15 protein-coding genes, 1 tRNA gene, 1 rRNA gene and 1 riboswitch are annotated in these 26,588 nt (G+C 72.4%); of the genes, 7 read left to right on the plus strand and 10 right to left on the minus strand.

Annotated features, from left to right (window positions below; all coding sequences use genetic code 11):
• Together AB0H32_RS07350 and AB0H32_RS07355 are read right to left on the minus strand one after the other, a co-directional pair.
• A 16S ribosomal RNA gene (locus tag AB0H32_RS07350) occupies positions 1-356 on the minus strand; the annotation flags it as partial.
• A 643-nt stretch (positions 357-999) separates the two neighbouring features.
• Complete coding sequence (locus tag AB0H32_RS07355) at positions 1,000-1,548, minus strand: MarR family transcriptional regulator (RefSeq protein ID WP_361115662.1); 549 nt, start codon at positions 1,546-1,548, stop codon at positions 1,000-1,002.
• A 110-nt stretch (positions 1,549-1,658) separates the two neighbouring features.
• On the opposite strand from AB0H32_RS07355, the gene AB0H32_RS07360 reads away from it, so the two are divergent.
• The gene (locus AB0H32_RS07360; RefSeq protein ID WP_361115665.1) at positions 1,659-2,951 is read left to right on the plus strand and encodes an MFS transporter; all 1,293 of its coding nucleotides are present in this window, start codon (positions 1,659-1,661) and stop codon (positions 2,949-2,951) included.
• 264 nt (positions 2,952-3,215) lie between these two features.
• Here the strand turns inward: AB0H32_RS07360 and AB0H32_RS07365 are convergent, their stop codons facing one another.
• Both AB0H32_RS07365 and AB0H32_RS07370 read right to left on the minus strand, forming a co-directional pair.
• Positions 3,216-4,868, minus strand: coding sequence for a SpoIIE family protein phosphatase (locus AB0H32_RS07365; protein WP_361115889.1), 1,653 nt, complete (start codon positions 4,866-4,868; stop codon positions 3,216-3,218).
• 130 nt (positions 4,869-4,998) lie between these two features.
• Positions 4,999-6,378, minus strand: a complete 1,380-nt coding sequence (locus AB0H32_RS07370; RefSeq protein WP_361115668.1) for an NAD(P)/FAD-dependent oxidoreductase — start codon at positions 6,376-6,378, stop codon at positions 4,999-5,001.
• Between the two features lie 377 nt (positions 6,379-6,755).
• Between AB0H32_RS07370 and AB0H32_RS07375 the strand changes: the two genes are divergently transcribed.
• Complete coding sequence (locus AB0H32_RS07375) at positions 6,756-7,592, plus strand: helix-turn-helix domain-containing protein (protein ID WP_361115671.1); 837 nt, start codon at positions 6,756-6,758, stop codon at positions 7,590-7,592.
• A 520-nt stretch (positions 7,593-8,112) separates the two neighbouring features.
• Positions 8,113-10,128, plus strand: a complete 2,016-nt coding sequence (locus tag AB0H32_RS07380; RefSeq protein WP_361115674.1) for a sigma-70 family RNA polymerase sigma factor — start codon at positions 8,113-8,115, stop codon at positions 10,126-10,128.
• Positions 10,129-10,134: 6 nt separating this feature from the next.
• On the opposite strand, the gene AB0H32_RS07385 is transcribed toward AB0H32_RS07380, so the two are convergent.
• A complete protein-coding gene (locus tag AB0H32_RS07385) occupies positions 10,135-13,551 on the minus strand; it encodes a BTAD domain-containing putative transcriptional regulator (RefSeq protein WP_361115677.1) in 3,417 nt (1,138 codons plus the stop codon).
• Positions 13,552-13,742: 191 nt separating this feature from the next.
• The gene (locus tag AB0H32_RS07390) at positions 13,743-15,860 is read right to left on the minus strand and encodes an asparagine synthase-related protein (protein WP_361115680.1); all 2,118 of its coding nucleotides are present in this window, start codon (positions 15,858-15,860) and stop codon (positions 13,743-13,745) included.
• 768 nt (positions 15,861-16,628) lie between these two features.
• Between AB0H32_RS07390 and AB0H32_RS07395 the strand changes: the two genes are divergently transcribed.
• The 4 genes from AB0H32_RS07395 to AB0H32_RS07410 all read left to right on the plus strand — a co-directional run bounded on the left by AB0H32_RS07395 (position 16,629) and on the right by AB0H32_RS07410 (position 21,962).
• Positions 16,629-18,056, plus strand: coding sequence for an MFS transporter (locus AB0H32_RS07395; protein ID WP_361115683.1), 1,428 nt, complete (start codon positions 16,629-16,631; stop codon positions 18,054-18,056).
• Positions 18,057-18,233: 177 nt separating this feature from the next.
• The gene (gene lhgO, locus AB0H32_RS07400; protein ID WP_361115686.1) at positions 18,234-19,451 is read left to right on the plus strand and encodes an L-2-hydroxyglutarate oxidase; all 1,218 of its coding nucleotides are present in this window, start codon (positions 18,234-18,236) and stop codon (positions 19,449-19,451) included.
• Positions 19,452-19,799: 348 nt separating this feature from the next.
• Positions 19,800-20,642, plus strand: coding sequence for a tRNA (guanosine(46)-N7)-methyltransferase TrmB (gene trmB / locus AB0H32_RS07405; RefSeq protein WP_361115689.1), 843 nt, complete (start codon positions 19,800-19,802; stop codon positions 20,640-20,642).
• Positions 20,643-20,660: 18 nt separating this feature from the next.
• Positions 20,661-21,962, plus strand: a complete 1,302-nt coding sequence (locus AB0H32_RS07410) for a PrsW family intramembrane metalloprotease (RefSeq protein WP_361115692.1) — start codon at positions 20,661-20,663, stop codon at positions 21,960-21,962.
• A gap of 542 nt (positions 21,963-22,504) precedes the next feature.
• On the opposite strand, the gene AB0H32_RS07415 is transcribed toward AB0H32_RS07410, so the two are convergent.
• The 4 genes from AB0H32_RS07415 to AB0H32_RS07430 all read right to left on the minus strand — a co-directional run bounded on the left by AB0H32_RS07415 (position 22,505) and on the right by AB0H32_RS07430 (position 26,554).
• On the minus strand, positions 22,505-23,461 hold the full coding sequence (locus AB0H32_RS07415; protein ID WP_361115695.1) for an aldo/keto reductase: 957 nt from the start codon (positions 23,459-23,461) through the stop codon (positions 22,505-22,507).
• Between the two features lie 153 nt (positions 23,462-23,614).
• A complete protein-coding gene (locus AB0H32_RS07420; protein WP_361115698.1) occupies positions 23,615-24,655 on the minus strand; it encodes a M23 family metallopeptidase in 1,041 nt (346 codons plus the stop codon).
• A gap of 7 nt (positions 24,656-24,662) precedes the next feature.
• Positions 24,663-24,831: riboswitch (cyclic di-AMP (ydaO/yuaA leader) on the minus strand.
• 450 nt (positions 24,832-25,281) lie between these two features.
• Positions 25,282-25,355: transfer RNA gene (locus AB0H32_RS07425), tRNA-Met, on the minus strand.
• Between the two features lie 65 nt (positions 25,356-25,420).
• Positions 25,421-26,554, minus strand: a complete 1,134-nt coding sequence (locus tag AB0H32_RS07430; protein ID WP_361115701.1) for a dihydrofolate reductase family protein — start codon at positions 26,552-26,554, stop codon at positions 25,421-25,423.
• Positions 26,555-26,588: the final 34 nt, after the last annotated feature.

Raw genomic sequence — 26,588 nt, forward strand, 5'->3', positions numbered from 1 at the left:
TTCCCCACTGCTGCCTCCCGTAGGAGTCTGGGCCGTGTCTCAGTCCCAGTGTGGCCGGTCGCCCTCTCAGGCCGGCTACCCGTCGTCGCCTTGGTGAGCCATTACCTCACCAACAAGCTGATAGGCCGCGGGCTCATCCTTCACCGCCGGAGCTTTCGACCCTCACAGATGCCTGCGAGAGTGATATCCGGTATTAGACCCCGTTTCCAGGGCTTGTCCCAGAGTGAAGGGCAGATTGCCCACGTGTTACTCACCCGTTCGCCACTAATCCACCCCGAAGGGCTTCATCGTTCGACTTGCATGTGTTAAGCACGCCGCCAGCGTTCGTCCTGAGCCAGGATCAAACTCTCCGTGAATGTTTTCCCGTAATCGGGATGAACACCACGAGAGCGGTGCGAGAGGAGGAATGATCCCCTCGCACACAGCGTCCTCGCTGTGTTATTTCAAAGGAACCTCGTCCCAGCTGATGCTGGAGACGGGGTATCAACATATCTGGCGTTGATTTTTGGCACGCTGTTGAGTTCTCAAGGAACGGTCGCTTCCTTTGTACTCACCCTCTCGGGCTTTCCTCCGGGCTTCCCTTCGGTGTTTCCGACTCTATCAGATCTTTTCTCGATCCGATTTCCTCGGTGCTTTCCAGGTTCCCGCTCTCGCGTTTCCCTTTCCGGCGGTTCCGACTCTATCAGATCCTTTCGGCGTCTGACTCCCAGTCAGGGGGGTTTGCCTTCCGGGCCGTTGGGCCGTTCCGACGTCTCAAACCTTAGCGGATCCGCCCGGCGATTCCCAATCGGGCCGCCGAGTCCCTATTCGAATTGAATTCGGGCATGCCGAAAACAATCCCATCGGGAGATCGTGCTGGTGGTTGGAGTGCCGCACGTGGCGGCGGAGTTGTTGTCGAGGAACCGTTACGGCTCCGTGGCAACCCGAAGAACTTTACGGATCGAGCCGAGGCGTGTCAACCACCCCTGTCAAGATCTTTTTGCTGAACCTGGCCGAAGCTCAGTCCAGGTCGCTGAGGCGACCGCCGGCGTCCGGCTGGGCGTGCTCCACACGGCGCAGGAGCCGGGTCAGCACCTCGCCGAGCGCCGTGCGCTCCGCGGGAGTGAGGTCCTGGAGCAGGTCCTCCTCGAAGACGGTGGCGAGGCGCATCGCCTCCAGCCACTTCTCACGGCCCTCGGGATTCAGCTCGACGATGACCCGGACCCGGTTGGACTCGTCGCGCTCCCGGGTGACCAGGCCCTCGGCGACCATGCGGTCGATCCGGTGAGTCATGGCGGCGGGGGTGAGTCCGAGCCGCTTGGCGAGGTCGCTGGGGCCCAGACGGTACGGGGCTCCGGCGAGGACGAGTGCCTTGAGGACCTCCCACTCGGCGCTGCTGATGCCGAGGGCGGCGGTCTGGCGGCCGTAGGCGACGTTCATGCGGCGGTTCAGCCGGGACAGCGCCGACACGATCTTCTCGACCTGGGGATCGAGGTCATGGAACTCGCGCTGGTAGGCGGCGATCTGTTCTTCGAGCGTCGGCTCCGGGACGCCGGGAGTGTCGGCCATGGCCGCAGTATCGCACGGCTCGACTTTGCCTTGAAGTCCTTCGATGTGTACTCTTTAGCTTCGAACTTTAGCTTTGAAGTCTTCACACCTAACTAGTGAGAGAGGTGAACGTGACCAGGGCGATGGGCGCAGCGATGCGCCGGATCCACGTGGGCAACGCACTCAGCGCATTCGGGCTCGGCTTCACGGTCCCCTACCTGTACGTCTATGTGGCGCAGGTGCGGAACCTGGGGGCCATGACGGCGGGACTCGTGCTCGCTGTCTTCGCCGTGGCCGCGCTGATCGTGCTGCCGTTCGCCGGCCGGGCGATCGTGCGGCGTGGCCCTCTGCCGGTCCTGCTCGCCGCCCTGGTCACCGCCGCGCTGGGCGCGCTGAGCCTCGGACTGGCGGGCAACGCCGTCGCCGTACTGCTGTCCGCCGCGGCCCTCGGGGCCGGGCAGGCGGTGATGCAGTCGGCGCTGGCGACGATGATCGTCGACTGCTCGTCGGCGGAGACGCGGTCGCGGGCGTTCGCGATGCAGTTCTTCCTGCAGAACCTGGGGCTCGGCGTCGGCGGTCTCATCGGCGGCCACCTCGTCGACACGACCCGGGCGTCCTCCTTCACTCTGCTGTTCGCGATCGAGGCGGCGATGTTCCTGCTGCTGGTCGTGGTGATGGCGACGGTGCGGATGCCGCACTCGCCGCAGCTGGGTGACGCGCCGGCCGCTTCGGCGAAGGGCAACTGGAAGCAGCTGCTCGGGAACCGGGCGATGGTGCAGCTGTGTGTGCTGGGCTTCGTCATGTTCTTCGCCTGCTACGGGCAGTTCGAGTCGGGGCTGAGCGCCTACGGCGTCGAGGCCGCGGGGATCTCCACCTCCGCGCTCGGTACGGCGCTGGCCGCGAACACGATGATGATCGTCGTCGCGCAGTTCGCCGTGCTGAAGTTCGTGGAGCGGCGTCGGCGGACCCGGGTGATCGCCGGTGTGGGGCTGATCTGGGCCGTCGCCTGGCTTGCGGCGGGATACGCGGGGCTCGGGCACGGCAGCCAGGAGATGGCGACGGCGGCGTTCGTGTCGACGTACGCGCTGTTCGGGCTGGGTGAGGCGATGTTGTCGCCGACGGTTGCTCCGCTGGTCGCCGATTTGGCGCCGGAGGGGATGGCCGGGCAGTACAACTCTGCGTTTGCGCTGGTCAAGCAGTTGGCGCTGGCTGTGGGGCCGGCGGTGGGCGGGCCGCTCGGGGCATCGCTGCACGCGCCGTACGTCGTGACCTTCCTGCTGTTCTCGCTGGGGATCACTGTGCTGGCGCTGCGGCTGGGGCGGCGGCTCACCGTTGCGCAGGATCAGCCGTGGGTCGCCGCGCAGCGCAGCCGCGTGGTGGCCCGGGGTGGGGCACCTGCAGAGCCGGTGGCCGCGGAGGCGTAGGGCACCCGGGCCGGCCGGGGGTTGCGTCGCTTGCCCGCGCTCGCGGGGTACCGCTGCGCCCACCGTGCCGCCTGGGGTCCCCCAGGCCCTTGAGGCACTCGGGGAGGCACGACTGCCCGCAGCCAAGTCAGCCGGGAGCGCCCCAAAAGGGGCGCGGGGAACTGTGCGGCCAGCCCCCACGCGCCCGCGCTCGGCAAACACCCCTCGGCCCTACGGCACCCAACCCCACGGCGCCCAACCCCACGACGCCCAACCCCACGGCGCCTACCCCTTCGGCAGCAGAAATTCGCACCACACCGCTTTCCCGCCGCCCGGTGTCCTTCTCGAACCCCAGTGGGAGGCGATGGTCGCCACGATGGCGATCCCCCTCCCCGACTCGTCGCCCGGTTCCGCGCGGCGGCGGCGCGGCAGGTGGTCGTCGCCGTCGGTCACCTCGATGATCAGGCGGCGGTCGGTGCGGCGCAGGCGCAGGCGCATGGGTGGGGTGCCGTGCTGGAGGCTGTTCGCGACCAGCTCGCTGGTGGCCAGGACGCCCAGGTCGTGCAGGTCGGCGGGGAAGCGCCAGCTGGTCAGGACGCCGGAGGCGAAGGCGCGGGCGCGGGGCGCCGCCTCCACGCCACCGAGGAGTTCCAGGGCCGCGTTGCGGAAGAGGTCCCCCTCGGGGCCCGTACGGGCGGGGTGCTGGAGGACGAGGACGGCGACGTCGTCGTCGTGGTCGGCGGTGACGCCGGCCGAGCGGACCAGGCGGTCGCAGACGACCTGCGGGGTGCCGGTCGCGCCGGACAGGGCGCGCTCCAGGGATGCGATGCCCTCGTCGAGGTCCTCGTCGCGGCGTTCGACCAGGCCGTCCGTGTAGAGGACCGCCGTGGAGCCGGGGCCCAGCGCGATGGAGCCCGACGCGTGCATCCAGCCGCCGGTGCCGAGCGGCGGGCCGGTGGGTTCGTCGGCGCGCTGGACCGTGCCGTTCTCGTCGCGCACCAGGATCGGCAGATGGCCGGCGGAGGCGTACACCAGGCGGCCCTCGTTGGGGTCGTGGATGGCGTACGCGCAGGTGGCGATCTGGTTGGCGTCGATCTCGGTGGCGAGGCCGTCGAGGAGTTGCAGGACCTCGTGCGGGGGGAGGTCGAGGCGGGCGTAGGCGCGGACGGCGGTGCGGAGCTGGCCCATGACGGCTGCCGCGCGGACGCCTCGGCCCATGACGTCGCCGATCACGAGCGCCGTCCGGCCGCCGCCGAGGGTGATCACGTCGTACCAGTCGCCGCCGACGGCGGCCTCCGTGCCGCCGGGCTGGTAGGTGGCGGCGATCCGGAGGTCGTCCGGCTGTTCGAGTTCCTGGGGGAGCAGGGAGCGCTGGAGGGTGACGGCGGTCTCGCGCTGGCGTCGCTCGCTGGCGCGCAGCCGTTCGGCGGCCTCCGCGTGGTCGGTGACGTCGGTGGCGAAGACGAGAACGGCGCCGCCGCCGCGCTCGCCGTCCTCGGCCACCGGGGTGCAGGTGAAGGTGTAGGAGCGGCCGTCGACGGCCTTGCGGGACTTGAGCGTGCGGGGCTTGCCGCTGCGCAGCACCTGGTCGAGGAGGGGCAGGAGTCCCAGTTCGGCGAGTTCCGGGAGGGCCTCGCGGGCCGGTGCGCCCGGGGGTCGTGCGCCGAAGGCCGCGGCATAGGCGTCGTTGACGTAGGCGATGTGGTGGTCGGGCCCGTGGACGAGGGCGACGAGGGCCGGGACGCGGTCGAGGACGTCGCGCACGGGCAGTTCGTCGACGGCGGGCGTGGACGGCGGTGTCCCGTCGGCCTGCTGCTCGGCGCGAGCCGCGGGTACGGAGCCTTCGCCCCTCCGGTCCGGGGAGACCGCGGTCTCGGTCCGCGCTGCGGCGCGGCGCTGCGTTCCGGGGAGCCGGGCGCTCCAGCGCGTGAAGTTCACAGTGGGGAAAGCCTCGTGGGTGCTGAGGGCGGGCAGGTTCCCGTCCAAGGACGTGGGGCAGTCTGGCAGGTGGCCGTCCGTGGCGATATCCGTCAGACGCCGGGGCGGGCCGTGGAGTTCCTGGGTCCGGTCAGGACGACCCCTTCGGGTCGTCGGAGGGGCTGTGAGGAGGCTTTCCACCGGCCGCGAGTTCGAACTCCGCTCGGGGATGTTCGAGTGAACCGAGCGAGACGATCTCCCGTTTGAAGAGCCCGGCCAGGGTCCATTCCGCCAGGACCCGGGCCTTGCGGTTGAAGGTGGGCACCCTGCTGAGGTGGTAGACGCGGTGCATGAACCAGGCAGGGTAGCCCTTCAGCTTGCGCCCGCCGATCTGGGCGACGCCCTTGTGCAGGCCCAGGGAGGCGACGGAGCCGACGTATGCGTGCGCGTACGTCTCCAGGGGCTCGCCGCGCAGCGCGTGGACGATGTTGTCGCCGAGGACCTTGGCCTGGCGGACCGCGTGCTGGGCGTTGGGGGCGGTGTCGGTGCCGGGCTCGGCGGCGGTGACGTCGGGGACGGCGGCGGCGTCGCCCGCGGCCCACGCGTGCGGGGCGCCGTCGACGGTCAGCTCGGCGGTGCACTTCAGGCGGCCGCGCGCGGTGAGGGGCAGGTCGGTGGCGGCGAGCAGGGGGTGGGGTTTGACGCCGGCGGTCCACACGAGCGTACGGGTCGGGAAGCGCTGGCCGTCGCTGAGGACGGCGACGCGGTCCACGCAGGAGTCCAGGCGGGTGCCGAGCAGGACCTGGATGTTGCGGCGGCGCAGCTGGGTGACGGTGTAGCGGCCCATCTCCTCGCCGACCTCCGGAAGGATGCGGCCGGAGGCCTCCACGAGGATCCACTTCAGGTCCTCGGGGCGGACGTTGTGGTAGTAGCGCGCGGTGTAGCGGGCCATGTCCTCCAGTTCGCCGAGTGCCTCGACTCCCGCGTAGCCGCCGCCGACGAAGACGAAGGTGAGGGCGGCGTCGCGGATGGCCGGATCGCGGGTGGAGGAGGCGATGTCCATCTGCTCGATGACGTGGTTGCGCAGGCCGATGGCCTCTTCGACGGTCTTGAAGCCGATGCCGTACTCGGCGAGGCCGGGGATGGGCAGCGTGCGGGAGACCGAGCCGGGGGCGAGGACGAGTTCGTCGTAGCCGAGGAGTTCGGCGGCCTTGCCCTCCTCGGCGGTGGCGAGGGTGGTGACGGCGGCGGTGCGCACCTCGTGGTCGATGGAGGTCACCTCGCCGACGACGACGTGGCACCGGTCCAGGACCCGGCGCAGTGGCACGACGACGTGACGAGGGGAGATCGAACCGGCGGCCGCTTCGGGGAGGAACGGCTGATACGTCATGTAAGGGTCGGGGGTGACGACGGTGATCTCCGCCTCCCCCTGCCTGAGCTCCCGCTTCAGCCGCCGCTGAAGGCGCAGGGCCGTGTACATCCCGACGTAGCCGCCGCCGACAACGAGAATGCGCGCACGTTCCTTCACCATCCCATGACGCACCCGGCGCAGTTGTTTGTCCACAGCCCCGGCAATTTGTGTGACCGGCGAGCGGGTGTGCGCAGGGTCGGATGCGCCGCGGGGGTGGGGAGAAAGCGGGCAGGTCAGCGGGGGCGGGCGGGAGGGTGCGAAGGTATGTAATCCGGACATAAATGACCCGTACTCCGATCGAGGGGCGCTCTGTACGGAACCTGCCCCTTCTGAATTGACTTCCTCTCAACTATGTTCGTGTGTCGACGGGGTGTAGGGAATGTGGCCGAACGGGTCCGCGACGGGCGGTCCCGCTCGTGGACCGATGCCAGTTCCGAGCACTCCGGAATCAGTGGCGGGGAGTCTCCGGGGGGAGACGTCATTACCGGGGGAAACACATGCATGTTCAGGACACGCATTGGTCATCGACAGCCGCCGTCGCGTCCGGTGGCGGAACGGTGAGCGCGGCAGTGGGCAACGGACGCGCGGACGGGGCGCGTACGGCACCGCTGCGCGTGGATGCACAGCGCAATCTGGAACACGTGCTGCGTGCGGCGCGTGAAGTGTTCGGCGAGCTGGGGTACGGCGCGCCGATGGAGGACGTGGCACGGCGGGCGCGGGTCGGTGTCGGCACGGTGTACCGGCGCTTTCCGAGCAAGGACGTGCTGGTCCGGCGGATAGCCGAGGAGGAGACCGCGCGGCTGACCGAGCAGGCGCGGAGCGCGCTCGGGCAGGAGGACGAGCCGTGGTCGGCGCTGTCCCGGTTCCTGCGGACGTCCGTGGCGTCGGGGGCGGGGCGGTTGCTGCCGCCGCAGGTGCTGCGGGTCGGGGTCGCCGAGGACGGCTCCGACGACTCTCCCGCAGTGGGCTCCGCCGAGTCGGGCGAAGGGACCCGGGTGCCTCAGCAGCGGTCCCAGCCGGGGGCTGGTGCCGGCGAGCTGCGGTTGGTGTCCGACTCGACTGCGGTCGTGTCCCCGGCTCCGGCCGCGGCCGTGCCTGCGGTTGTGGTCGCAGACACGGACGACACGGGGACCGCTGCGCTGCTCGACGTGGTGGGGCAGTTGGTGGAGCGGGCCCGGGCGGCGGGGGAGCTGCGGGCGGATGTGTCCGTGGCGGACGTGCTGCTGGTGATCGCCACGGCGGCGCCGTCCCTGCCGGATGCGGCGCAGCAGGCTGCGGCTTCGGCTCGGCTGCTGGACATTCTGCTGGAGGGGCTCAGGTCCCGGCCGGCGTGAGTGTGCCTCGGCCTCGCCTTCGGCAGCGGTGACTTTCCCACCCGCGCCCCCGTGCAGCTTTCACGGTCGGGTGCGGGTGGCCCCCGTGGGGGGTCTCGCCGTTGTCGGCTGCGGGCCGGGGTGGGGTTGGCTCGCCCCTGCGGGGGCGAGTGACCCTGTAGGGGCCTGCCGCCTAAGACGCGAGCGCGAGCCAGGAAGGATCCAGCCGGCTCGTGGGCGCGGAGGCGAGTGGCCCTGCAGGGCTCTTGTCCCCTTCTGTGTGTGCGGGTTGGGCGCGCGTCTTCGGCGTGTACGGGTTGGGCGTCGGTCGGCTCGCGCGGGCGCGGGCCGGTGATCCCTGCGGGCCTCGCCGAGCTTCGGGCTTGGTGGGTGCTTCTCGTTCGGGGGATGTTCGGGCTGCGACGGTGGCAAGTCCGCTCGGACGGGTGGATGGGTGCAGGGACGGTACTTGAACGAAAGACAATGTGGCACCCTGAGCCGGTGACGGGTTGGGCTGGGGCGGCGTCGGGGGCTTTCCGCGATGAGCGTTGACGGGTGGGACGAGTCGCGCGGTGACGGTGACACGGAATCCGGCGGGCTGACCTCGCCGCAGGTGCCGAGCCAGGGCGGGCGGGCTTCGGTGTCCCCGGCGGACGAGCCGGGCGAGAGCAGTGTGCCCCCTCACGACAGAAGTGTGCCCGCTCAGCGTGACGGCAGTGCGCTGCCGCCGCGCCGGGAGACGCCTCCCGCCGACGGCCAGTTGATCGAACGGATGCGGGCCGGTGACGACTCCGCCTACGAGGAGCTGTACCGGCGCCATGCGGATGCGGTGCGCCGGTATGCGCGAACCTGCTGCCGTGACGGGCACACCGCCGACGACCTGACCGCCGAGGTCTTCGCCCGCATGCTCCAGGCCGTGCGCGGCGGGTCGGGACCCGAGTACGCCGTCCGCGCCTATCTGCTGACCTCGGTGCGGCGCGTCGCCGCGCACTGGACCAGGTCCGCCAGGCGCGAGCAGCTCGTGGACGACTTCGCGGTCTTCGCCCAGCAGACCTCGCGCGCCTCCGAGGTGCCCGACGACAAAACATCCATGGGCCCCTTCGGAGCGGGCCTGGACCTGGGCGCCGATGTACGCGCCCTGCACGAGGCCGAGCAGTCCATGGCGATGCAGGCCTTCCGCTCGCTGCCCGAGCGCTGGCAGGCCGTACTGTGGCACACCGAGGTGGAGGACGAGTCGCCGAGCGAGGTGGCCGTCCTGTTCGGGCTGGACGCCAACGGCACCCGGGTGCTGGCGAGCCGCGCCCGCGAGGGGCTGAAGCAGGCCTATCTGCAGGCCCATGTGAGCGCCTCCCTGGCCGGCGACGAGGAGTGCGCCCGCTACGCCGACCAGCTCGGCACCTACGCCCGCCGCAAGCTGCGCATCCGCGCCGAACGAGGCCTGCGCAAACACCTGGACGAGTGCGCCAGGTGCCGGCTGGCGGCCGCACAGATCGAGGAGGTCGCGAGCGGCATCCCCGCGATCGTGCCGGTCGCGGTCATCGGCTGGTTCGGGGCGGCCGGGTATGCAAAGGCGCTCGGGATCATCGCGGGCGGAGCCGGGGTGGGCGCCGCCGGTGCGGCGGCCACGGCCGGCGGGTCCTCCGCGAGTGCTGGTGGTGCCGGTGCCAGTGGTGGCAGTGCCGGTGCCAGTGGTGGCGCCGGTGGTAGCAGTGGTGGCTCGGTGGCCTCGGAGGGACTCGGGGCGCCGGTGAAGGCCGGGATCGCCACCGGTGTGGTCGCGGTGGCGGCCGCCGTGGTGACCCTGGCGCTGGTGAACGACAGCCACCCGGCCAAGGAGGTGGCCAAGCCGTCGCCGTCCGCGCCGCTCGTCCGGCCGAAGGCGCCGAGCCCCGCGCCGCCGGCGAAGAAGAAGCCCGCTCCGAAGCCGGTGGCCCTGGCCCCGCAGCCGGCCCCGACGCCGAGCCCTACTGCAACGCCCGCGCCCACGCCCACACCGGCTCCCAGACCCAGTTCCGAGCCCACCCCGGCCCCGACACCGACCCCCACACCCACCCCGAAGCCGAGGCCCACGCCGACTCCCACCCCCACCCCCACTCCGGCGCCCACGCCCCCGCCCGTTCCCGTCGTCTACGAGTGGAGCGACCTGCACTACGACGTCGGCGGCGACGGCACCGAGCCCGAGATGCGACTGGGAGAGAGCAGCTGGGTGTGGCAGCGGTACGACATGTCGATCGGCGGCCGGCGATACGCGCCCGGTGTCACCGTCCACGGCGAGTCCTCGGTCACCATCGACCTCAACCGCCAGTGCACCGCCTACGACGCGCTGGCCGGCGTGGACGACCTGGCCCTCGGGCTCGGCAAGGTCTCCTTCTCCGTCTACGCCGACGGGGTCCGGCTGTGGAAGTCCGGGACCGTCAGGGGCGGGAACTCGGCCGTGCCCGTCCATGTGGACCTGACCGGGCGCAGAACCGTACGGCTCGTCGTGGAACCGCACAACAAGGTCTTCGACCAGGTGGCGCTGGCGGACTGGGCCCGGTCCAGGTTCACCTGCCGCTGACCCGGTTCACCGTCCCGGGGCGGGCGCCGTCCGCTCCAGGTGCCGGAGAACCTCCTCCGGGCCGAGGGCAGCGCCCCGGGTGCGCTCGGCCGCGTAGCGGTCCGGGGACAGCACCGCACGGGCCTCGGTGTCGATCTTTTCGGCCTGGGTCCGCTCAGGCTCGGGGCGCGGGTGGCCGCCGCGCCAGTGGTCGGCGGCCGTGAACAGCCGTACCGCCCCCGGCAGATCGCCGAGCCGGGCGAGCAGATCGGCGCCTGTGTCCACCAGGCTCGCGGTGATCGCCTCGGCGCAGCGCCGATCCATCGCCTCGCGCAGTGCCTCGGCCACGATCGGCAGGGCGTGTCCGGGGCCGGACTCGGCGGCCGTGATCCGGGCCTCCACCACGCGCAGGGCGGCCGCGAACTGCGGGGGCGGGGTGCCTCCCGCCGCCGCCACACAGGTCGCCTCGTACAGCTCACGCGCGCGGGCGATGTCCCCGTCGTCATGGGCGAGGTGGGCCCGCATCATCAGGACGAACGCCCGGGACTCGGCCAGTCCGTACCGGTCGGCGGCCGTGCCCGCCTCGTTCAGGGCGGCCAGGGCGGCCTCGCGGTCGCCGGAGCGGTAGGCGATCTCCGCAAGGCGTGCCATCAGGAACGGGGACTCGGCGTGGGCACCCACCTCGTGGGCGAGGCGCAGCGCCTCCTCGTACTCGCCGCGTGCCTCCTCGAACCTGCCGCGGGCCATGTCGGCCTCGCCGGCCGCGCTGCACACCTGCGCCCGCATCCAGCGGTCCCCGACGCGGCGGCTGAGGATCCGCAGCTGTGCCAGGTCCTCGTCCACACCCTGCAGGTTGCCCGGTGAATCGACGACCACGTGGGTGCGGTACATCAGGGAGACGCCGACCTCCCAGTCCCCGCCGTACCGACGGCAGTTGGCGAGCGCCGCGGCCATGTCCGGTCCCACGTCGCTCGCCGAGTCGCCCAGGTAGTAGGCGGTCAGCGGCCAGATGATGCCCGGCAGGCGAGCGGCCCGCGGACCACCGTGCTCGTAGGCGGCGCGCACGCGCGCGAGGTAACCGGGAGTCCGCTCGTCGGCCGCGAACTGCTCGGGGCTCGACTCCGAGATCATGAAGAGTTCGAGCATCCGCAGGTCCATGCGCTGCTCCCGCAGCTGATGGCCTTCCTCGCCGTCAGGGGCGGCGAGGAAGGCGGCGACCGGATCGGCCGAATCCGTCGCCGCCAGCAGGACGTCGGTCTCAGCGCCGCCGGGCAGGGAGTCCAGGGCGACGCCCAGGCGCAGCACCAGGCGCACCCACCGCACCGCCTCGTGGCGGTGGTTGCGCAGCCACCAGAACCAGCCCATGGCCAGGGCGATCGCGGCCGCCTGCGCCTCCTCGCCGGCCCGGACCGCGCGGTCGAGGGCCGCACGGATGTTGTCGTGTTCGCTCTCCAGGCGGGAGATCCAGGGCAGCTGGGCCGCGGACCGCAGCCGGGGGTCGGCCTCTTCGGCCAGTGCGCACGCCCAGGCACGGTGGCGCCGCTCGGCCGCCGCGCGCAGTTCGGGGGTCTCGGTCGCGCGTTCGTTGGCGTACTCGTGGATGGTCTCCAGCATGCGGTACCGCATGCCCCTGGTGCTGCCGGAGCCGTCGTCGCCGTCCGGGCGGCTCGGGCCGTCGGGATGGTTCGGACCGTCCGGGCCGTGGGGGTTGTTGGGGCTGTCCGGGCCATGGGGATTGTCCGGGTCGGCGGGGCCGTCCGGATCGGCCACGACCAGGGACTTGTCCACGAGTGCGCCGATCAGGTCCGCCGCCGGGCCGGTGCACACGGCCTCGGCCGCCGCGAGGTCCCAGCCGCCGGCGAACACCGACACCTCGCGCAGCACCGTCCGCTCCTGCTCGTCCATCAGGTCCCAGGACCAGTCGACCACGGCGCGCAGGGTCTGCTGGCGGGGCAGGACCGTGCGGCTTCCGGAGGTGAGCAGGCGGAAGCGGTCGTCCAGCCGGTCGGCGATCTGCCTCGGGGTCAGCAGCCTGAGCCGGGCCGCGGCCAGCTCGATGGCGAGGGGCAGCCCGTCCAGGCGGCGGCAGATCTCCGCCACTGCCTCGGTGTCGCGGAGCACCGCGCCGGCATCGGGGCGGACGGCCTGCGCGCGCTCCTCGAAGAGGCGGTGCGCCTGCTCGGGGACGAGGGGCTCGACCGGACGCACCGACTCACCGGGGACCCCCAGGGGTTCACGGCTGGTGGCGAGGATCGTGAGCCCCGGGCAGTGGGTGAGGAGAGTCTCGGCGAGGGCGGCGGCCGCGTCGATGACATGCTCGCAGTTGTCAAGGATCAGGAGACGGCTGCGCGGTGCGCAGTACTCGATCAGCAGGGCCGTGGGGTCGGCCTGCGTCGCCCCCAGGTCGTTGGTCAGCAGCGCGGTCTCGCGCAGACCGAGCGCGCTGACCACCGCGCCGGGCACCGCCTCGGGCCGGTCGAGCGGGGCCAGCTCGGCCAGCCAGGCCTGGGGCAGCCCGGCGGCGGCCTCCTCGGCGAGGCGGGTCTTTCCGGAGCCGCCCGGTCCGGTGAGGGTGACCAGGCGGGCCCTGTGCAAGTCGGAACGAATGGCGTCGAGTTCGGGTTCCCGGCCGACGAAGGAGGTCAGGCGGGGGCGGAGGTTGCCCGTCCGCTCCGGGGGCCGGGCGGCGTACGGAGCCGCTGCGGCCGGGGCGGCGGCGGGCGGCGGCTCCTGCTTGAGCAACGAGGTGTGCAGGGCCTGGAGTTCCGGGCCGGGGTCGGTGCCGAAGGCGTCGGCGAGGATGCGGCGGGCGGACTCGTACGCGGCGAGGGCGTCGGCTGAGCGGCCGGTGTCGCGCAGGGCGCGGATGAGCAGGGCGTGCAGGGACTCGTCGTAGGGGTGGGCCGCCGTCAGTTCCGTCAGTTCCGGTACGGCGTCCTCGGCTCGGCCGAGTCGCAGGCGGGCCTCGGCACGGCCCCGGACCGCCTCCAGACGCAGAGCGTCCGGGCGGGCGGCGGCGGTGCGGTCCGGGAGGTCGGCGAGGGCGGGGCCGTTCCACAGGGCGAGTGCCTCGTCCAGGTCGCGGGCCGCGGCCCAAACGTCGCCACGGTCCAGCGCCGCCCGGGCCGCACGGACCAGGGACTCGAAGACGAAGAGGTCCACGCGGTCTTCGACGGCGGCGAGGCGGTAGCCGCCGGGTCCGGAGATCACGGTGTCCTTGCCGAGGGCGCGGCGCAGGCGGCCCACCAGGGCCTGCAGGGCGGCCGGGGCGTCCTGGGGCGGATCGTCCGCCCAGACTTCGTCGATCAGGGACTGCGGGGCGGTGACGCGCCCGGGCCGCAGCGCCAGTGCGGCGAGCAGGGCGCGCACGCGTGGGCCGCCGAGGGGTATGACGGCCCCCTGGTCGTCCTCCGCCTGGGTGACGCCCAGGATTCTGTACCGCACCGGGACATTGTCCCCGGACGCATGGACACAGGCACGGGGGTTGTGCGTCGACCCTGCCCGGGACGGATGCCCGGGCAGGGCGGAACGACCGCACGGGCTGCGCCGAGGAACCGTCCGAAGCAGCGGAACCGTCCAGGCAGAGCCACCGAACCCCCCGCACCACGCGCCCGGTACAGCCCCGGCGGGTCGGCCTACCCGCTGAGCCCCGCGGCCCCGGCGGTTCCCGCGGCCCCCGCGGCCCCCGCACCCAGTACCCCCCTGCGCGGCGGGATCCCCGCCGGCACCGCACGCGCGCGTGCGGGCGTGCCGGTCCAGCAGGTGCCCCGGCGGGCCAGGAGGCGGCCGAGCCAGAGTTCGAGCGAGACCAGTTCGGCGAGGCCGTCGAGGGGAAGGGGTTCGCCGGCCGCCGCGGAGCGGAGGGCCTTGCGGACCACCCGGGCCTCGACGAGGCCGGCCTCGGCGAGGAGGGGCGTGGCGAAGAGGTCGACGAGGGAGTCGGAGGCCACCCGCAGACCCGCGCGCGTGGCCGCCGCGGAGGAGGCGTGGGACGGGGCGCCCCAGCCGGGCGGGAGGTCGGTGACGCCGGCGCCCTCCAGAACCGTGCGCAGGACGGCGGAGCGGGCGCCGGGCTGGACCCGCAGGGCCTCGGGGAGGGCACGGCAGGCGCGGACGACCTGGTTGTCCAGGAAGGGCGCGTGCAGGCGCTGGGAGCGGATCTCGGCGGCCTGTTCCAGGACGCGGAGATCGGCGGCGGACCGGGCGAGGACCGCACGCGCGCGGAACTCACCGGGGCGCTGTCCGGAGCCCCCTGCCGAGCGGTCCGCCTCGCTCTGGAGCAGAACCGATACTTCAGCCAGTGCCTCCCCGGTCAGCCAGCGCGCCGCCGGCCCGGGTCTCGCCCAGGCCAGCCCGGCGAGGGAGGCGCCGACCGCCCCCTCGGGGTCGTCGAAGCGGCGCCGCATCAGCCGCTCGGCGAGCAGCTCCAGACCCGCCCGGTACGGGGTGCGTGCCAGGCGCCGCGCCGCGCCGTACACGCGCGCGGGGACCATCACCGAGCCGTCGGCCCGCGCGAGGGCCGCGACCGGCCGGACCAGGTGGCGCCGTTTGCGGTCCATGAGGAGGTCCGCGAGACGGGCGGGGTGGGCGTCCAGGACCTGTCGGGCACCGTGGCCGGTGAAGTGGTCGGCGCTGCCGGCGGCGAGCCGGGCACGGTGGCGGGCCGCCGTGACCAGCGAGGGGCCCGGTTCGTCGGTGAGGGGACCGTCGAGGTCGGCGAACGGCAGGGTCTCCTCGCCTCCGGTCACCACCACGTGGTGCAGGCGCGGGTTGGCGGCGAGGGTTCCGGCCCGCTCCACCTCGGCCTCGCGGCCGCTGACGGCCAGGTCGTTGAAGGTGACGGCGAGCAGCCGCTCCCCCGCGCCGGTGCCGTGGCCCAGCAGCGTGCCCGGTCTGCCCGGAAGTCCGGCGGCCAGCAGCGCCAGCGTGCCGGAGGCCGGACCGCCGGACAGGTCGGCGCCGATCCCCGGCACCGGCATCCCGCGCGCGGCCCGCCGCTCGGCGGGGCCCATACCGGGCACCGGCCCGGGGTCGAGGTCGGGCACGTGCCGGGGAGCGGACAGTCGCGCGCGGACCGCCTCGACGAGGGCGTCCCGTACGGCGTCCACCGCACGGTCGGGGTCGGCCGGGGGCGCGGCCACGGCGAGGGAGGCGACCGGCTCGTACCCGGCGATCTCTCGTGCTCCTGCGCGCAGGACGAGCGCGTGCCCCGGCGGAATGCGCCGCACGCCGTCGTACGGGGTGGTGTCGCGCAGCGCGGCCGGCACCTCGGGGGCGGCGAGCAGGGCGGCGAGATGCGCGAAGTCGAGGTTGGCCTCGACCAGGTCCGCGAGCGGCAGCGCGGCCGTGGCGAAGGCCGTACCGCCGGCCCAGGGGGTGTGGAACACCGGGCGGGCGCCCGCGAGATCGCCGCAGACGGTGAGGCGGCGGCCCACCTGGACGACGGCCGTGTAGCTGCCGGACCAGGCCGTCAGATGGCGCAGTGCGCCCCCGCGCGCGGTGAACAGGCCGCGCCGCAGCTCCTCGTCGGAGGCGCCGCAGGTGCCGAGGACGGCGATCCGGTTCTGCGCGTCGGCGTTCACCACGCGCACCTCGTCCGGGCGCCAGTCGCCGACGGCCCACAGGGGATCGGGGTCGCCCCACAGGAGCTGGGAGCCGACGGGGTGCAGGGTCTCGCCGTCGTATCCGGTGGCACCCGCGGAGCCGATCGCGGCGCCCGCGGCGGTGCTGCTCCAACCCACCAACCACCGCATCGACGCCTCCACAGGCTGTGGACAACAGTGCACCGTACGAACCGGATCCCCATGCTGCCATGAAGGACGCGCCCTGGAGGGGCGGTGACGCGGCCTTCGATCGGGGAAACCCGGGGAGGCGGTCCGGGAGACGGCGGGGGAGGGCGGTGCGGGAGGGGCAGGCGAACGGCCGTACCGTGCACGGCGGGTGCAGGGTGAGGGCGAGCCGGGTCCGCGGAAGCCGTACGACGGGTGCGACGCGAATGCGCCCCCGATGCGCTCCCGCAAAACGCCCTTCGCGCCCTCAAGTTCCGTGGTGGGAGCAGACATCGCCCGCGAACGGCGGGGGCGATTTTCGGCCAATTCATGGACGGCCGCCCAGAATTGAGCACGCTCCGTACAGGCCTGCGGAAGGCGGACGGGCGTCGGTACGCGCACAGTCCGGGAGGCGGGCATCGCCTCCCGGACCGGTCCGCCACCCGCGGGGATGAAGGTGGCGGTGTCCCCCAGCCCGCTGGATCCAGTACAGCGGGCCGACCCACGCAAGAGCCATGGAACCGCTCCCCCGATGGCCGGAGAAGAGCGCACGGACGGGCGCACGGCCACACGGGCGGGGGCACGAGACGACAGCGTGTGCACGGTGCGTACAGGGCCGTACTTCCGTACGGACCACAATCCCGCCATCCGGAACAATGCCCCTTAACGCTTGGGATGCGGCGAACTACGCTGGGTTTACGAATGCCGCACGGTTATGCCAGCGCGGCAGCCGTCTGTGTCGAGGGGTGACGCATGTCCAGGGAGCAACGCGGGCCGAACGACAAACTCGGCACCGTTCTCGCCCTCGCGGGAATCAGCAACGCAGGACTCGCGCGACGCGTCAACGACCTTGGCGCCCAACGCGGGTTGACTCTTCGCTACGACAAGACCTCGGTGGCGCGCTGGGTGTCCAAGGGGATGGTGCCGCAGGGAGCGGCGCCGCACCTCATCGCGGCCGCCATCGGCCAGAAGCTCGGCCGCCCGGTGCCGCTCCACGAGATCGGCCTGGCGGATGCGGATCCCGCCCCGGAAGTGGGCCTCGCCTTCCCCAGAGACGTAGGACAGGCGGTGAAGTCGGCCACCGAGCTGTACCGGCTCGACCTCGCCGGGCGCCGGGCCGGCTCCGGCGGCATCTGGCAGTCGCTCGCCGGGTCGTTCGCAGTGAGCGCATACGCAACGCCCGCCTCGCGATGGCTGATAACCCCCGCCGACAGCTCGGTCGCGCGGGAGGCGAACTCCGCCGAGGACGCCGGCGCACCGATCAAAGTCGGCCACAGCGATGTGCAGAAGCTGCAGGAGGCCGCCGAGGACGCCAGGCGCTGGGACTCCAAATACGGAGGCGGCGACTGGCGTTCGTCCATGGTGCCGGAGTGCCTGCGGGTGGAGGCGGCGCCGCTGCTGCTCGGCTCGTACTCCGACGAGGTGGGCCGCGCCCTGTTCGGGGCCACCGCGGAACTCACCCGGCTGGCCGGCTGGATGGCCTTCGACACCGGTCAGCAGGAGGCCGCGCAGCGGTACTACATCCAGGCGCTGCGGCTCGCGCGCGCGGCCGCGGACGTCCCTCTCGGGGGGTACGTGCTGGCCTCCATGTCCCTGCAGGCGACGTACCGGGGCTTCGGCGACGAGGGTGTGGATCTCGCGCAGGCCGCCCTGGAGCGCAACCGGGGACTGGCGACCGCGCGCACCATGAGTTTCTTCCGGCTGATCGAGGCCCGGGCGCACGCGCGCGCGGGGGACGCACAGGCCGCCGGCACGGCACTGAAAGCGGCCGAGGGCTGGCTGGAGCGGTCCAGGGAAGGTGACAACGACCCCTCTTGGCTTGGTTTTTATGGATACGACCGGTTTGCCGCCGATGCGGCGGAGTGCTACCGCGATCTGAAGGCGCCGCGGCAGGTGCGGCGGTTCACCGAGCAGGCGTTGTCGAAGCCGACGGAGGAGTTCGTGCGGTCGCACGGGCTGCGGTTGGTGGTCTCCGCCGTCGCCGAGCTGGAGTCGGGGAACCTCGATGCGGCCTGTGAGCAAGGGGTGCGGGCCGTGGAGGTGGCCGGACGGATCTCCTCTGCCCGGACCACGGAGTACGTGAAGGATCTTCTGCATCGGCTGGAGCCCTACGGGGACGAGCCGCGGGTGGTGGAGCTGCGGGAGCGGGCCCGGCCGCTCCTGATGATGGCTCCGGCGTAGGGGGTCTCGGCGTCCGCCGGGTCTTGTGGTCCGGCAGCTGCGGGGCGTCCTCGCCTGCTCGCGCCCACGCGGCGCAGCCGCACCCGGACACGGCCCCGCGCGCTCCTCGCGGGGCCGCTCCCGCCACCCTGGGTTTGAAGGCGTTGTCAGTGGCGCAGTGCACTATCGAGGTGGGAGGTGGTGCAGGTGCGGGTGGGTGCGTACGACTGTGATGTGCTCGTGGTCGGGGGCGGAATCGTCGGGCTGTCCACGGCGTATGCGATCACGCGGGGCGCGCCGGGTACGCGGGTGACCGTGCTGGAGAAGGAAGCGGGCCCGGCCCGGCACCAGACGGGGCGCAACAGCGGGGTCATCCACAGCGGGATCTACTACCGGCCGGGCTCCCTCAAGGCGCGCTACGCGGTACGGGGCGCTGCCGAGATGGTGAAGTTCTGCGCCGAGTACGGCATCGCGCACGCCGTCACCGGCAAGCTGATCGTCGCCACCGAGCGGGAGGAGCTGCCGCGGCTGCACGCACTCGTGCAGCGCGGCCGGGAGAACGGGATTCCCGTGCGGGAGCTGGGCCCCACGCAGATCGGCGAGTACGAGCCGGAGGTGCGCGGCCTGGCCGCCATACACGTCGGCACGACCGGCGTGTGCGACTTCGTGGGCGTCGCGCGGCAGCTGGCGCAGGCCTCGGGGGCGGAGATCCGGTACGGCGCGCGGGTCGTACGGGTGGACCGGCGGCCGGAACGGGGCGTGGCCGTGCTGACCGCGGGCGGGGACGTCGTACGCGGGCGGGTACTGGTGAACTGTGCCGGGCTGTACTGCGACGAGGTGGCACGCCTGACCGGGGACGAGCCCGGGGTGCGGATCGTGCCGTTCCGCGGGGAGTACTACGAGCTGGCGCGGCCCGAGCTGGTACGGGGACTGGTGTATCCGGTGCCGGATCCGGCGTTCCCGTTCCTCGGGGTGCATCTGACCCGGGGGATCGACGGGGGTGTGCACATCGGGCCCAACGCGGTGCCGGCGCTGGCCCGGGAGGGGTACGGGTGGGGGGACCTACGGCCCCGGGAGCTGGCCGGGACGGTGGCGTGGCCGGGATCGTGGGTGATCGCGCGGCGGCACTGGCGGTACGGGGCGGGGGAGCTGCGGCGGTCGGTGTCGAAGGGGGCGTTTCTGCAGGCCGTGCGGAGGCTGCTGCCTGCGGTGGAGGAGGGGGATCTGGTGCGGGCCCCTGCCGGGGTGCGGGCGCAGGCGGTGTTGCGGGACGGGACGCTGGTGGACGACTTCCTGATCCGGGAGGGGGCTCGGGCCGTGCACGTGCTGAACGCGCCGTCTCCTGCGGCCACGGCGTCCTTGCCGATCGGCAGGGAGGTCGGGCGGCGGGCGCTGGAGATGCTGGGCTCGCTGTGAGGCTGCCCGGCGCTGCCGACGCCGCCCCAGGGGGCTCCGCCCCCTGGCCCCCCGGACCGATGCCCACCCACCACCCGACTCGGTGGGCCGGAAACGTGCCGGACCGATCGGCTCGGTGGGCCGAAAAGGTGCCGGACGGGGCGGCTCGAGGCACCGGAAGCGTGCTGGGCCGGCCGATCCCGGGCACCGGAAGCGTGCTGGGCCGGCCGATCCCGGGGGCCGAAAGGGTGCTGGGCCGGCCGACTCGGTGGGACGGAAGCATGCTGGACGGGGCGGCTCGGGGTGCCGGAAGGGTGCTGGGCCGGTCGGCTCGGGGTGCCGAGGAGGCGCCGTAAAATCGGTCTCACTGTGTCTGACTCCCTGAATGCCCCCGAAGCCCAGCGGCCCGCCACCGGCCCGTCGCCGTCCGCGCACGTCCCCGGTGTCTCCGTTCGGCACACCCGGGACAAGGGGGAGCCCCGGTTTCCGGACGGGCCCAAGGCCGATCCCGCCGGGTCGCACTTCGAGCGGCGGATCCGGAGCTTTCAGCCGCGCCGGAGCCGGGTGACGGCCGGACAGGCCGATGCGCTGCAGCGGCTGTGGCCCACATGGGGATTGGACATCGACGGGCAGCACGTCATTGATTTCGAAGAGATGTTCGGGAACGATCGTCCCGTCGTCCTCGAAATCGGGTTCGGGATGGGCGAGGCGACCGCGCAGATGGCCGCCGGGGACCCGGACACCAACATCCTCGCCGTCGACGTGCACACGCCGGGGCAGGGGAATCTGCTCAATCTCGCCGACCAGAACGGCCTGTCCAACGTCCGGGTGGGCAACGGGGACGCCATCATCCTGCTCAGGGAGATGCTCCGGCCCGACTCGCTCGACGGGCTGCGCGTCTACTTCCCGGACCCCTGGCCCAAGAAGCGGCACCACAAGCGGCGCCTGATCCAGCCCGAGTTCCTGTCGCTGGCCGCGACCCGGCTGAAGCCGGGGGCGATCGTGCACTGCGCGACCGACTGGGAGCCGTATGCCGAGCAGATGCTGGAGGTGCTCACCGCGCATCCGGACTTCGAGAACACCCAGGCCGACGGCGGTTTCGCGCCGCGTCCCGAGTTCCGGCCGCTGACCCGTTTCGAGGGTCAGGGACTGGACAAGGGACATGTGGTGAACGATCTGCTCTTTCGCCGCGTACCGCATCAGGACCAGTAACGAGCAGAGGTCGATGCCTTGGCCACCAGCCCTCCGTACCCGACCTACTCCCCCGGCCCCCGAAGCGGAGCGCACCCGCACTGGTGGCAGCGTCGGTGGGTGCGCTACGGAGCGCTGATCACGCTGCTGGCGCTGTCAGGTCTGGTCATCCTCGCGCTCGTGCGCAGACAGACCGGCACGGAGGGTCTCCTGGTCGGACTGGGGCTCGCCGTCCTGCCCGTGCCGTGGCTCATAGCCGCCTTCCGGTGGCTGGACCGGGTCGAGCCGGGCCCCTGGCGCAACCTGCTCTTCGCCTTCGCCTGGGGTGCCTGCGCGGCGGCGCTGATAGCCATCGTCGCCAACAGTTTCGCGACGAAATGGATCGCCACGGCGACCGCCGACCCAGCCAGTGCCGACACCCTCGGCGCGACCGTGATAGCGCCGGTCGTGGAGGAGTCCGCCAAGGCCGCGGCCGTGCTGCTGGTCTTCCTCTTCCGCCGCCGGGACTTCACCGGGATCGTCGACGGCGTCGTGATAGCCGGGGTCACCGCCACCGGGTTCGCCTTCACCGAGAACATCCTCTACCTGGGCACCGCCTTCGGGACCGACCAGATCACCGGCGACCGCGGCATCGCCTCCGTCACCGCCGCCACCTTCTTCGTGCGCATCGTGATGTCGCCGTTCGCGCACCCCCTGTTCACCGTCCTCACGGGCATCGGCTTCGGCATCTCGGCGCTCTCGGCCGAACGGCAGCACGCCCGGCGTGTCCTGATCCCGCTCGGCGGGCTGCTGCTCGCGATGAGCATGCACGCCTTCTGGAACGGCTCCTCGACCTTCGGCGAGTACGGCTTCTTCGCCGTCTACGGCGGCTTCATGCTGCCCGCGTTCGGGCTGCTGACCTGGCTGGCGGTCTGGACGCGGCAGCGGGAGCTGCGGACCGTGCGGGAGGAGCTGCCCGCGTATGTGTGCGCCGGGTGGCTGGGGCCGGCCGAGCCTTTCGTGCTCGGGTCGATGCGGGCGCGGCGGATGGCCCGGGACCATGCCCGTCGGCACTTCGGGGGGCGGCCGGCTGCACGGGCGGTGGCGCAGTACGAGGCGTACGCCACCTCGCTGGCGTTCCTGCGGCAGCGGGGGCGGCGCGGGCGGGCCGGGGCCGACTTCGTCGTGCGGGAGCAGGAGCTGCTGGCCGAGCTGTGGCGGCGCAGGGAAGTGGCCCGGCCGGCGCTGGAACATGCCGCGATGGCGGCCGCCCCGGCCCAGCCGTTGTACGGGGCGCCGGTGGCCTACTGGTACGGCTATCCGGCGGCGCCCCACCCCGCGTACAACCCGTATCGCACCTAGGCAGAGTGCTGCGAAGAGCCTCGGCACGGTGTTGCGGAGAGCCTCGGCGCGGTGTTGCGGAGAGTTCGGCACCGCCGGACCGCGCCATCGTGGCTGATCACCGTTGCGGCGGAGAAGAGGTTGCCGTGGACGCCGAACAGCCGAAGCCGGCACCGGACCAGCTATGCCCAGAAAGCCGACACCGAACCAGCCAGACCACGAGCCCAACGCCGGACCAGCCAAGCCCAGCCGAAGCCGACACCGAACCAGCCAGGCTCGGACCGGAGGCGGCGGTGGACCAGCCAAGCCCAGCCGAAGCCGGCGCCGGACCAGCCAGGCTCAGACCGAAGCCGGCGCCGGACCAGCCAGGCTCGGACCGGAGGCGGCGCCGGACCAGCCAGGCTCAGACCGAAGCCGGCGCCGGACCAGCCAGGCTCAGACCGAAGCCGGCGCCGGACCAGCCAGGCTCAGACCGAAGCCGGCGCCGGACCAGCCAGGCTCGGACCGGAGGCGGCGCCGGACCAGCCAGGCTCGGACCGGAGGCGGTGGTGGGCTGGGCGGGATCAGGCTGAGGCCTCTGTCAGGGTTTTGAGTTCGGTGGTGGTCAGCCGCAGGTCCGCCACCCGCAGGAGCGCCGGAAGCTGTTCCGGGGTGCGTGCCGAGGCGATGGGGGCCGTCACCGTGGACCGGGCGGCCAGCCAGGCGAGGGCGACCGTGGCCACGGGGGCCTCGTGGGCGGCTGCGATCTCGTCCAGTGCCGTGAGGACCCTCTGGCCGCGCTCGGATGCGAGGTGCTTGGCGGCCGAACCGGCGCGGGCGCTGTCGACCGGCGTACCGGGGCGGTACTTGCCGGTGAGGAAGCCCGAGGCGAGGGCGTAGTACGGGACCGCCGCGAGGCCCGCACGGGCGGCGAGGTCCTGGAGCGGGCCCTCGTAGGTGTCGCGGGAGACCAGGTTGTAGTGGGGCTGGAGGGCGACGTACCGCGCCAGACCCTCCCGCTCGGAGAAGTCCAGGGAGGCCCGGAGCCGCTCAGGGGTGATGTTGGAGGCGGCGATGTGCCGGACCTTGCCCGCCTTCACCAGGCCGTCCAGGGCGCCGATGATCTCCTCGACCGGTACCTCGGGCTTGTCGTAGTGGGTGTAGTAGAGGTCGATGTAGTCGGTGCCCAGGCGGCGCAGGGAGGCGTCGGCGGCTGCCTTGATGTTGGCCGCGGACAAGCCCTGGTACTCGGGGTGCTGGCTGACCTTGGTGGCGATGACGACGTCGGAGCGGTTGCCGCGGGCCTTGACCCACTTGCCGATGATCGTCTCGGACTCGCCGCCCTTGTTGCCCTCGGCCCACGCCGAGTAGACGTCGGCGGTGTCGACGAAGTTGCCGCCGGCGGCCGTGTAGGCGTCCAGGACGGCGAAGGAGGTGTCCTCGTCGGCGGTCCAGCCGAAGACGTTGCCGCCGAGGGCGAGTGGGAAGACCTCGAGGTCGGAGGAACCCAGTGTGCGCCGTGAGGCATGAGAGTCGGTCATGTCCGGGTTAACGATCACATCCCTCCCGGACATTCCGGGAGGGATGTGAAGGGTGTGGGGACACACGACCGGCAGCCCTGACGCCGGGGGGTCGTCGTCAGGGCTGCCGGGGACCGGATGAGGGGATGGATCAGGCTCGGGCGGACTGGCCGGTCAGGGGTTGAGGCCCTTGCCGCGCAGCCACGTCATCGGGTCGATGCCGGTGGCCTGACCGTTCGGGTGGACCTCCAGGTGGAGGTGCGGGCCGGTGACGTTGCCGGTGGCGCCGATGCGGCCGATGACGTCGCCGGTGCTGACCTTCTGGCCGACGGAGACGCCGATCGAGGACTGGTGGCAGAACCACAGCTCGGTGCCGTCGTCCAGGGTGAGGACGGTGCGGTAGCCGTAGGCGCCGGCCCAGCCCGCCTGGGTGATGGTGCCGCCGTGGATGGCCTTGATGAGGGTGCCGGTGGGAGCGGCGAAGTCGAGGCCGGTGTGGTAGCCGGAGGACCACATCGAGCCGGGCTGGCCGAAGGTTCCGGTGATCGTGTACGAGACGACCGGCAGCTTGTACTGCTTGGCCAGCTCGGCCAGGCGCTCCGCCTCGGCCTGCTTCTTGGCGGCGGCCTCGGCCTTCTCCTTGGCGTCGGCGGCCTTGGCGGCGGCCTCCTTCTCGGCCTGGGCGGCCGCGGCGGCGCCCTGCTTCTCGGCGGAGGCGAGGGCGACCGCGGTGGCCTTGCTCTGGGCCTTGCTCTGCTGCTGCTCGGCCTGCGCCATGATCCGGTTGCGCAGGGCCTCGCCGGCGTTGCCGTCCTGGTCGCTGTCGGCGGAGTTCACGCCGACGTTGCTGAGCGAGGCCTCGGTGGCCTTGGACGCGTCGGAGGCGGAGGAGCCGTCGTCGAACAGGGAGCCGACGGAGGACAGGTCGGGCATCGAGAGGGAAACCGGCGGCTTGCCGGTGTGGGCGCTCGCCATGCCACCCGCGCCGACGGCGGCGATCACGCCGACGCCGAGGACGGTGGAGCTGCGAGCGAGTCCGCCGCCGCGCTGCTTGGAGACCCGGTGCCGGCCGCGTACCGGGCGGATGGAGTCCTCGGTGGGGTTCCACTCCTCCCAGGGGCCCTCTTCGGTGCGGTGGTCGCCGTAGCCGAAGGTCTCGGTCTCGCGCTGAGACGGGACGAACGGGGCTTCTGGGGCAGGCCGGTTGGACGCCACGAAGGCGTGCTCCTTTCCTTCCTCCGCCTACCGGGTTAGCTGACGGGTTCGGAGCAGGAAGGTCTCCTACGCGCGTATACCGGTCGTGGACCCAAACGGTTCACGACGGCATCCGAGCGATTCACCCCAAGGTGGTGGTTCCCCGGTTCCCTTGCGGGATTCGGCACGTGCGCACGGAGCCGCCTCGGGTGACGGCTGGGACGACCGCGCTGCGTTATCGAACGTTAATAGACCCACCTGTGAGATTCCAAGCCGTTCGGCTTGATCATTAACGTTCTTCGCTGCGGACGTACAGGGCACGACCGGCGGAAAACGGGCGAGTTGACCGGTGTTCAGGAGTCACGAACGTTTTGATGGTGACTCAGATGTTATGCGGAGGGCTGCCGTCCGGTCACTGTGGGTCACAGGGGTGGAAGCTGCGCCCGTCGACCCCGAGGGGTGGTCGCGAGGCCCGCACGGCGGGCGGCCGCTGTGGACCGAGCGGATCTCCGGCGTGATGTACGCCACTTGATGCCCCGAGGGGCGGTCGCAGAGCTGGGGATGCACTCACGGGGCCCGGAAGGGGCGGTCGCGGAGAAAACACTCAGGGCCGGAATCCATTGCTGGATTCCGGCCCTGAGTTTCAGTAGCGGGGACAGGATTTGAACCTGCGACCTCTGGGTTATGAGCCCAGCGAGCTACCGAGCTGCTCCACCCCGCGTCGTTGTGACTCCAGTGTACGTCATGCGCAGGGTGCGAAGCACACGGGTTTCCGTGAGGCGCCGATCACGCCATCAGATGCGCGTTCGGCGCCTTCGCCCGTCCCTCGTGTTCCGGCAGCAGTACGACGTCCACGCCCGCGCCCCGCAGCACCCCGGTGCCGTCGGCCGCCGTCACGAACGTGTCCGGCTCCCGCCAGGCCGTGACGACCCGGCGCACCCCCGCCCGCAGGATCAGCTCGGCGCAGGGTGCGGGCCGGGAGGCGCGGCGGGTGCAGGGTTCGAGGCTGCTGTAGACCGTGGCACCGGCCAGGCGCGGGTCGGCCGGGTCGAGCTTGGCGAGGGCCGCCTCCTCCGCGTGGACCACGGGGTCGCCGGCTTCGCGGGAGTGGCCGCGCGCCAGCTCCGCGCCGTCGGCGGCGACCACCACCGCACCGACACTGAAGGCCGTTCCGGAGGGCGGGCACAGGGCGGCCAGGTCGCAGGCGGTGCGCAGCCAGTGGTGGTCGGCGGCGGTGGGTACGGGGCCGGCGCCGGGGGCGGTGGGCTCGTAGCGCATGAGGACGACGTCCTCGATCCGGCGGGTTTCGGTGAGCCGGAGGCGGCCGCCCTGGTAGGACCCGGGCCCGAACAGGCGCGGCGCCGCCGGATCGCCGACGAACAGCGGGGCGAGGACCAGCTGCAGCTCGTCGGCGAGGCCCTGCTGGAGCAGCTGGGTGTGGACCGTGCCACCGCCCTCGACCATCAGGCGCCGTACGCCGCGCACGTCGTGCAGGTGTTCCAGCAGGGTGCGCCAGTCGAGGTCGCGGCCGAGGGAGACCACGTCGGCACTCCGGCCGAGGGCGCGCGAGGCCTGCTCGATGCCCTTGTCGGTGGTGTACACGAGCTTCTCGCCGCCCGTGTGCCAGAAGTTCGCGGCCGGGTCGAGGTCGCCGCCGGCGGTGACGGTGACCTTCAGCGGGTACGCGGGCCTGCCCTCGGCCGTGCGGGCCGCGCGGCGCTCGGGGGAGTTCACCAGGAGGCGCGGGTTGTCGGCGCGGATGGTGCCGGCGCCGATGAGGATGGCATCGACCGAGGCCCGCACCTCGTCGACGCGGTCGAAGTCGGCCGGGCTGGACAGCAGGAGCCGTTCGGGGCCGGTGTCGTCCAGGTAGCCGTCGAGGGAGACGGCGGCGGACAGCAGGACGTACGGGTACGGCATCGGCGCGCTCTCCCTGGCGAGGCGGAGGACTGTC

This window comes from Streptomyces sp. NPDC020362 (genome assembly GCF_040642095.1).
Lineage (GTDB): Bacteria > Actinomycetota > Actinomycetes > Streptomycetales > Streptomycetaceae > Streptomyces.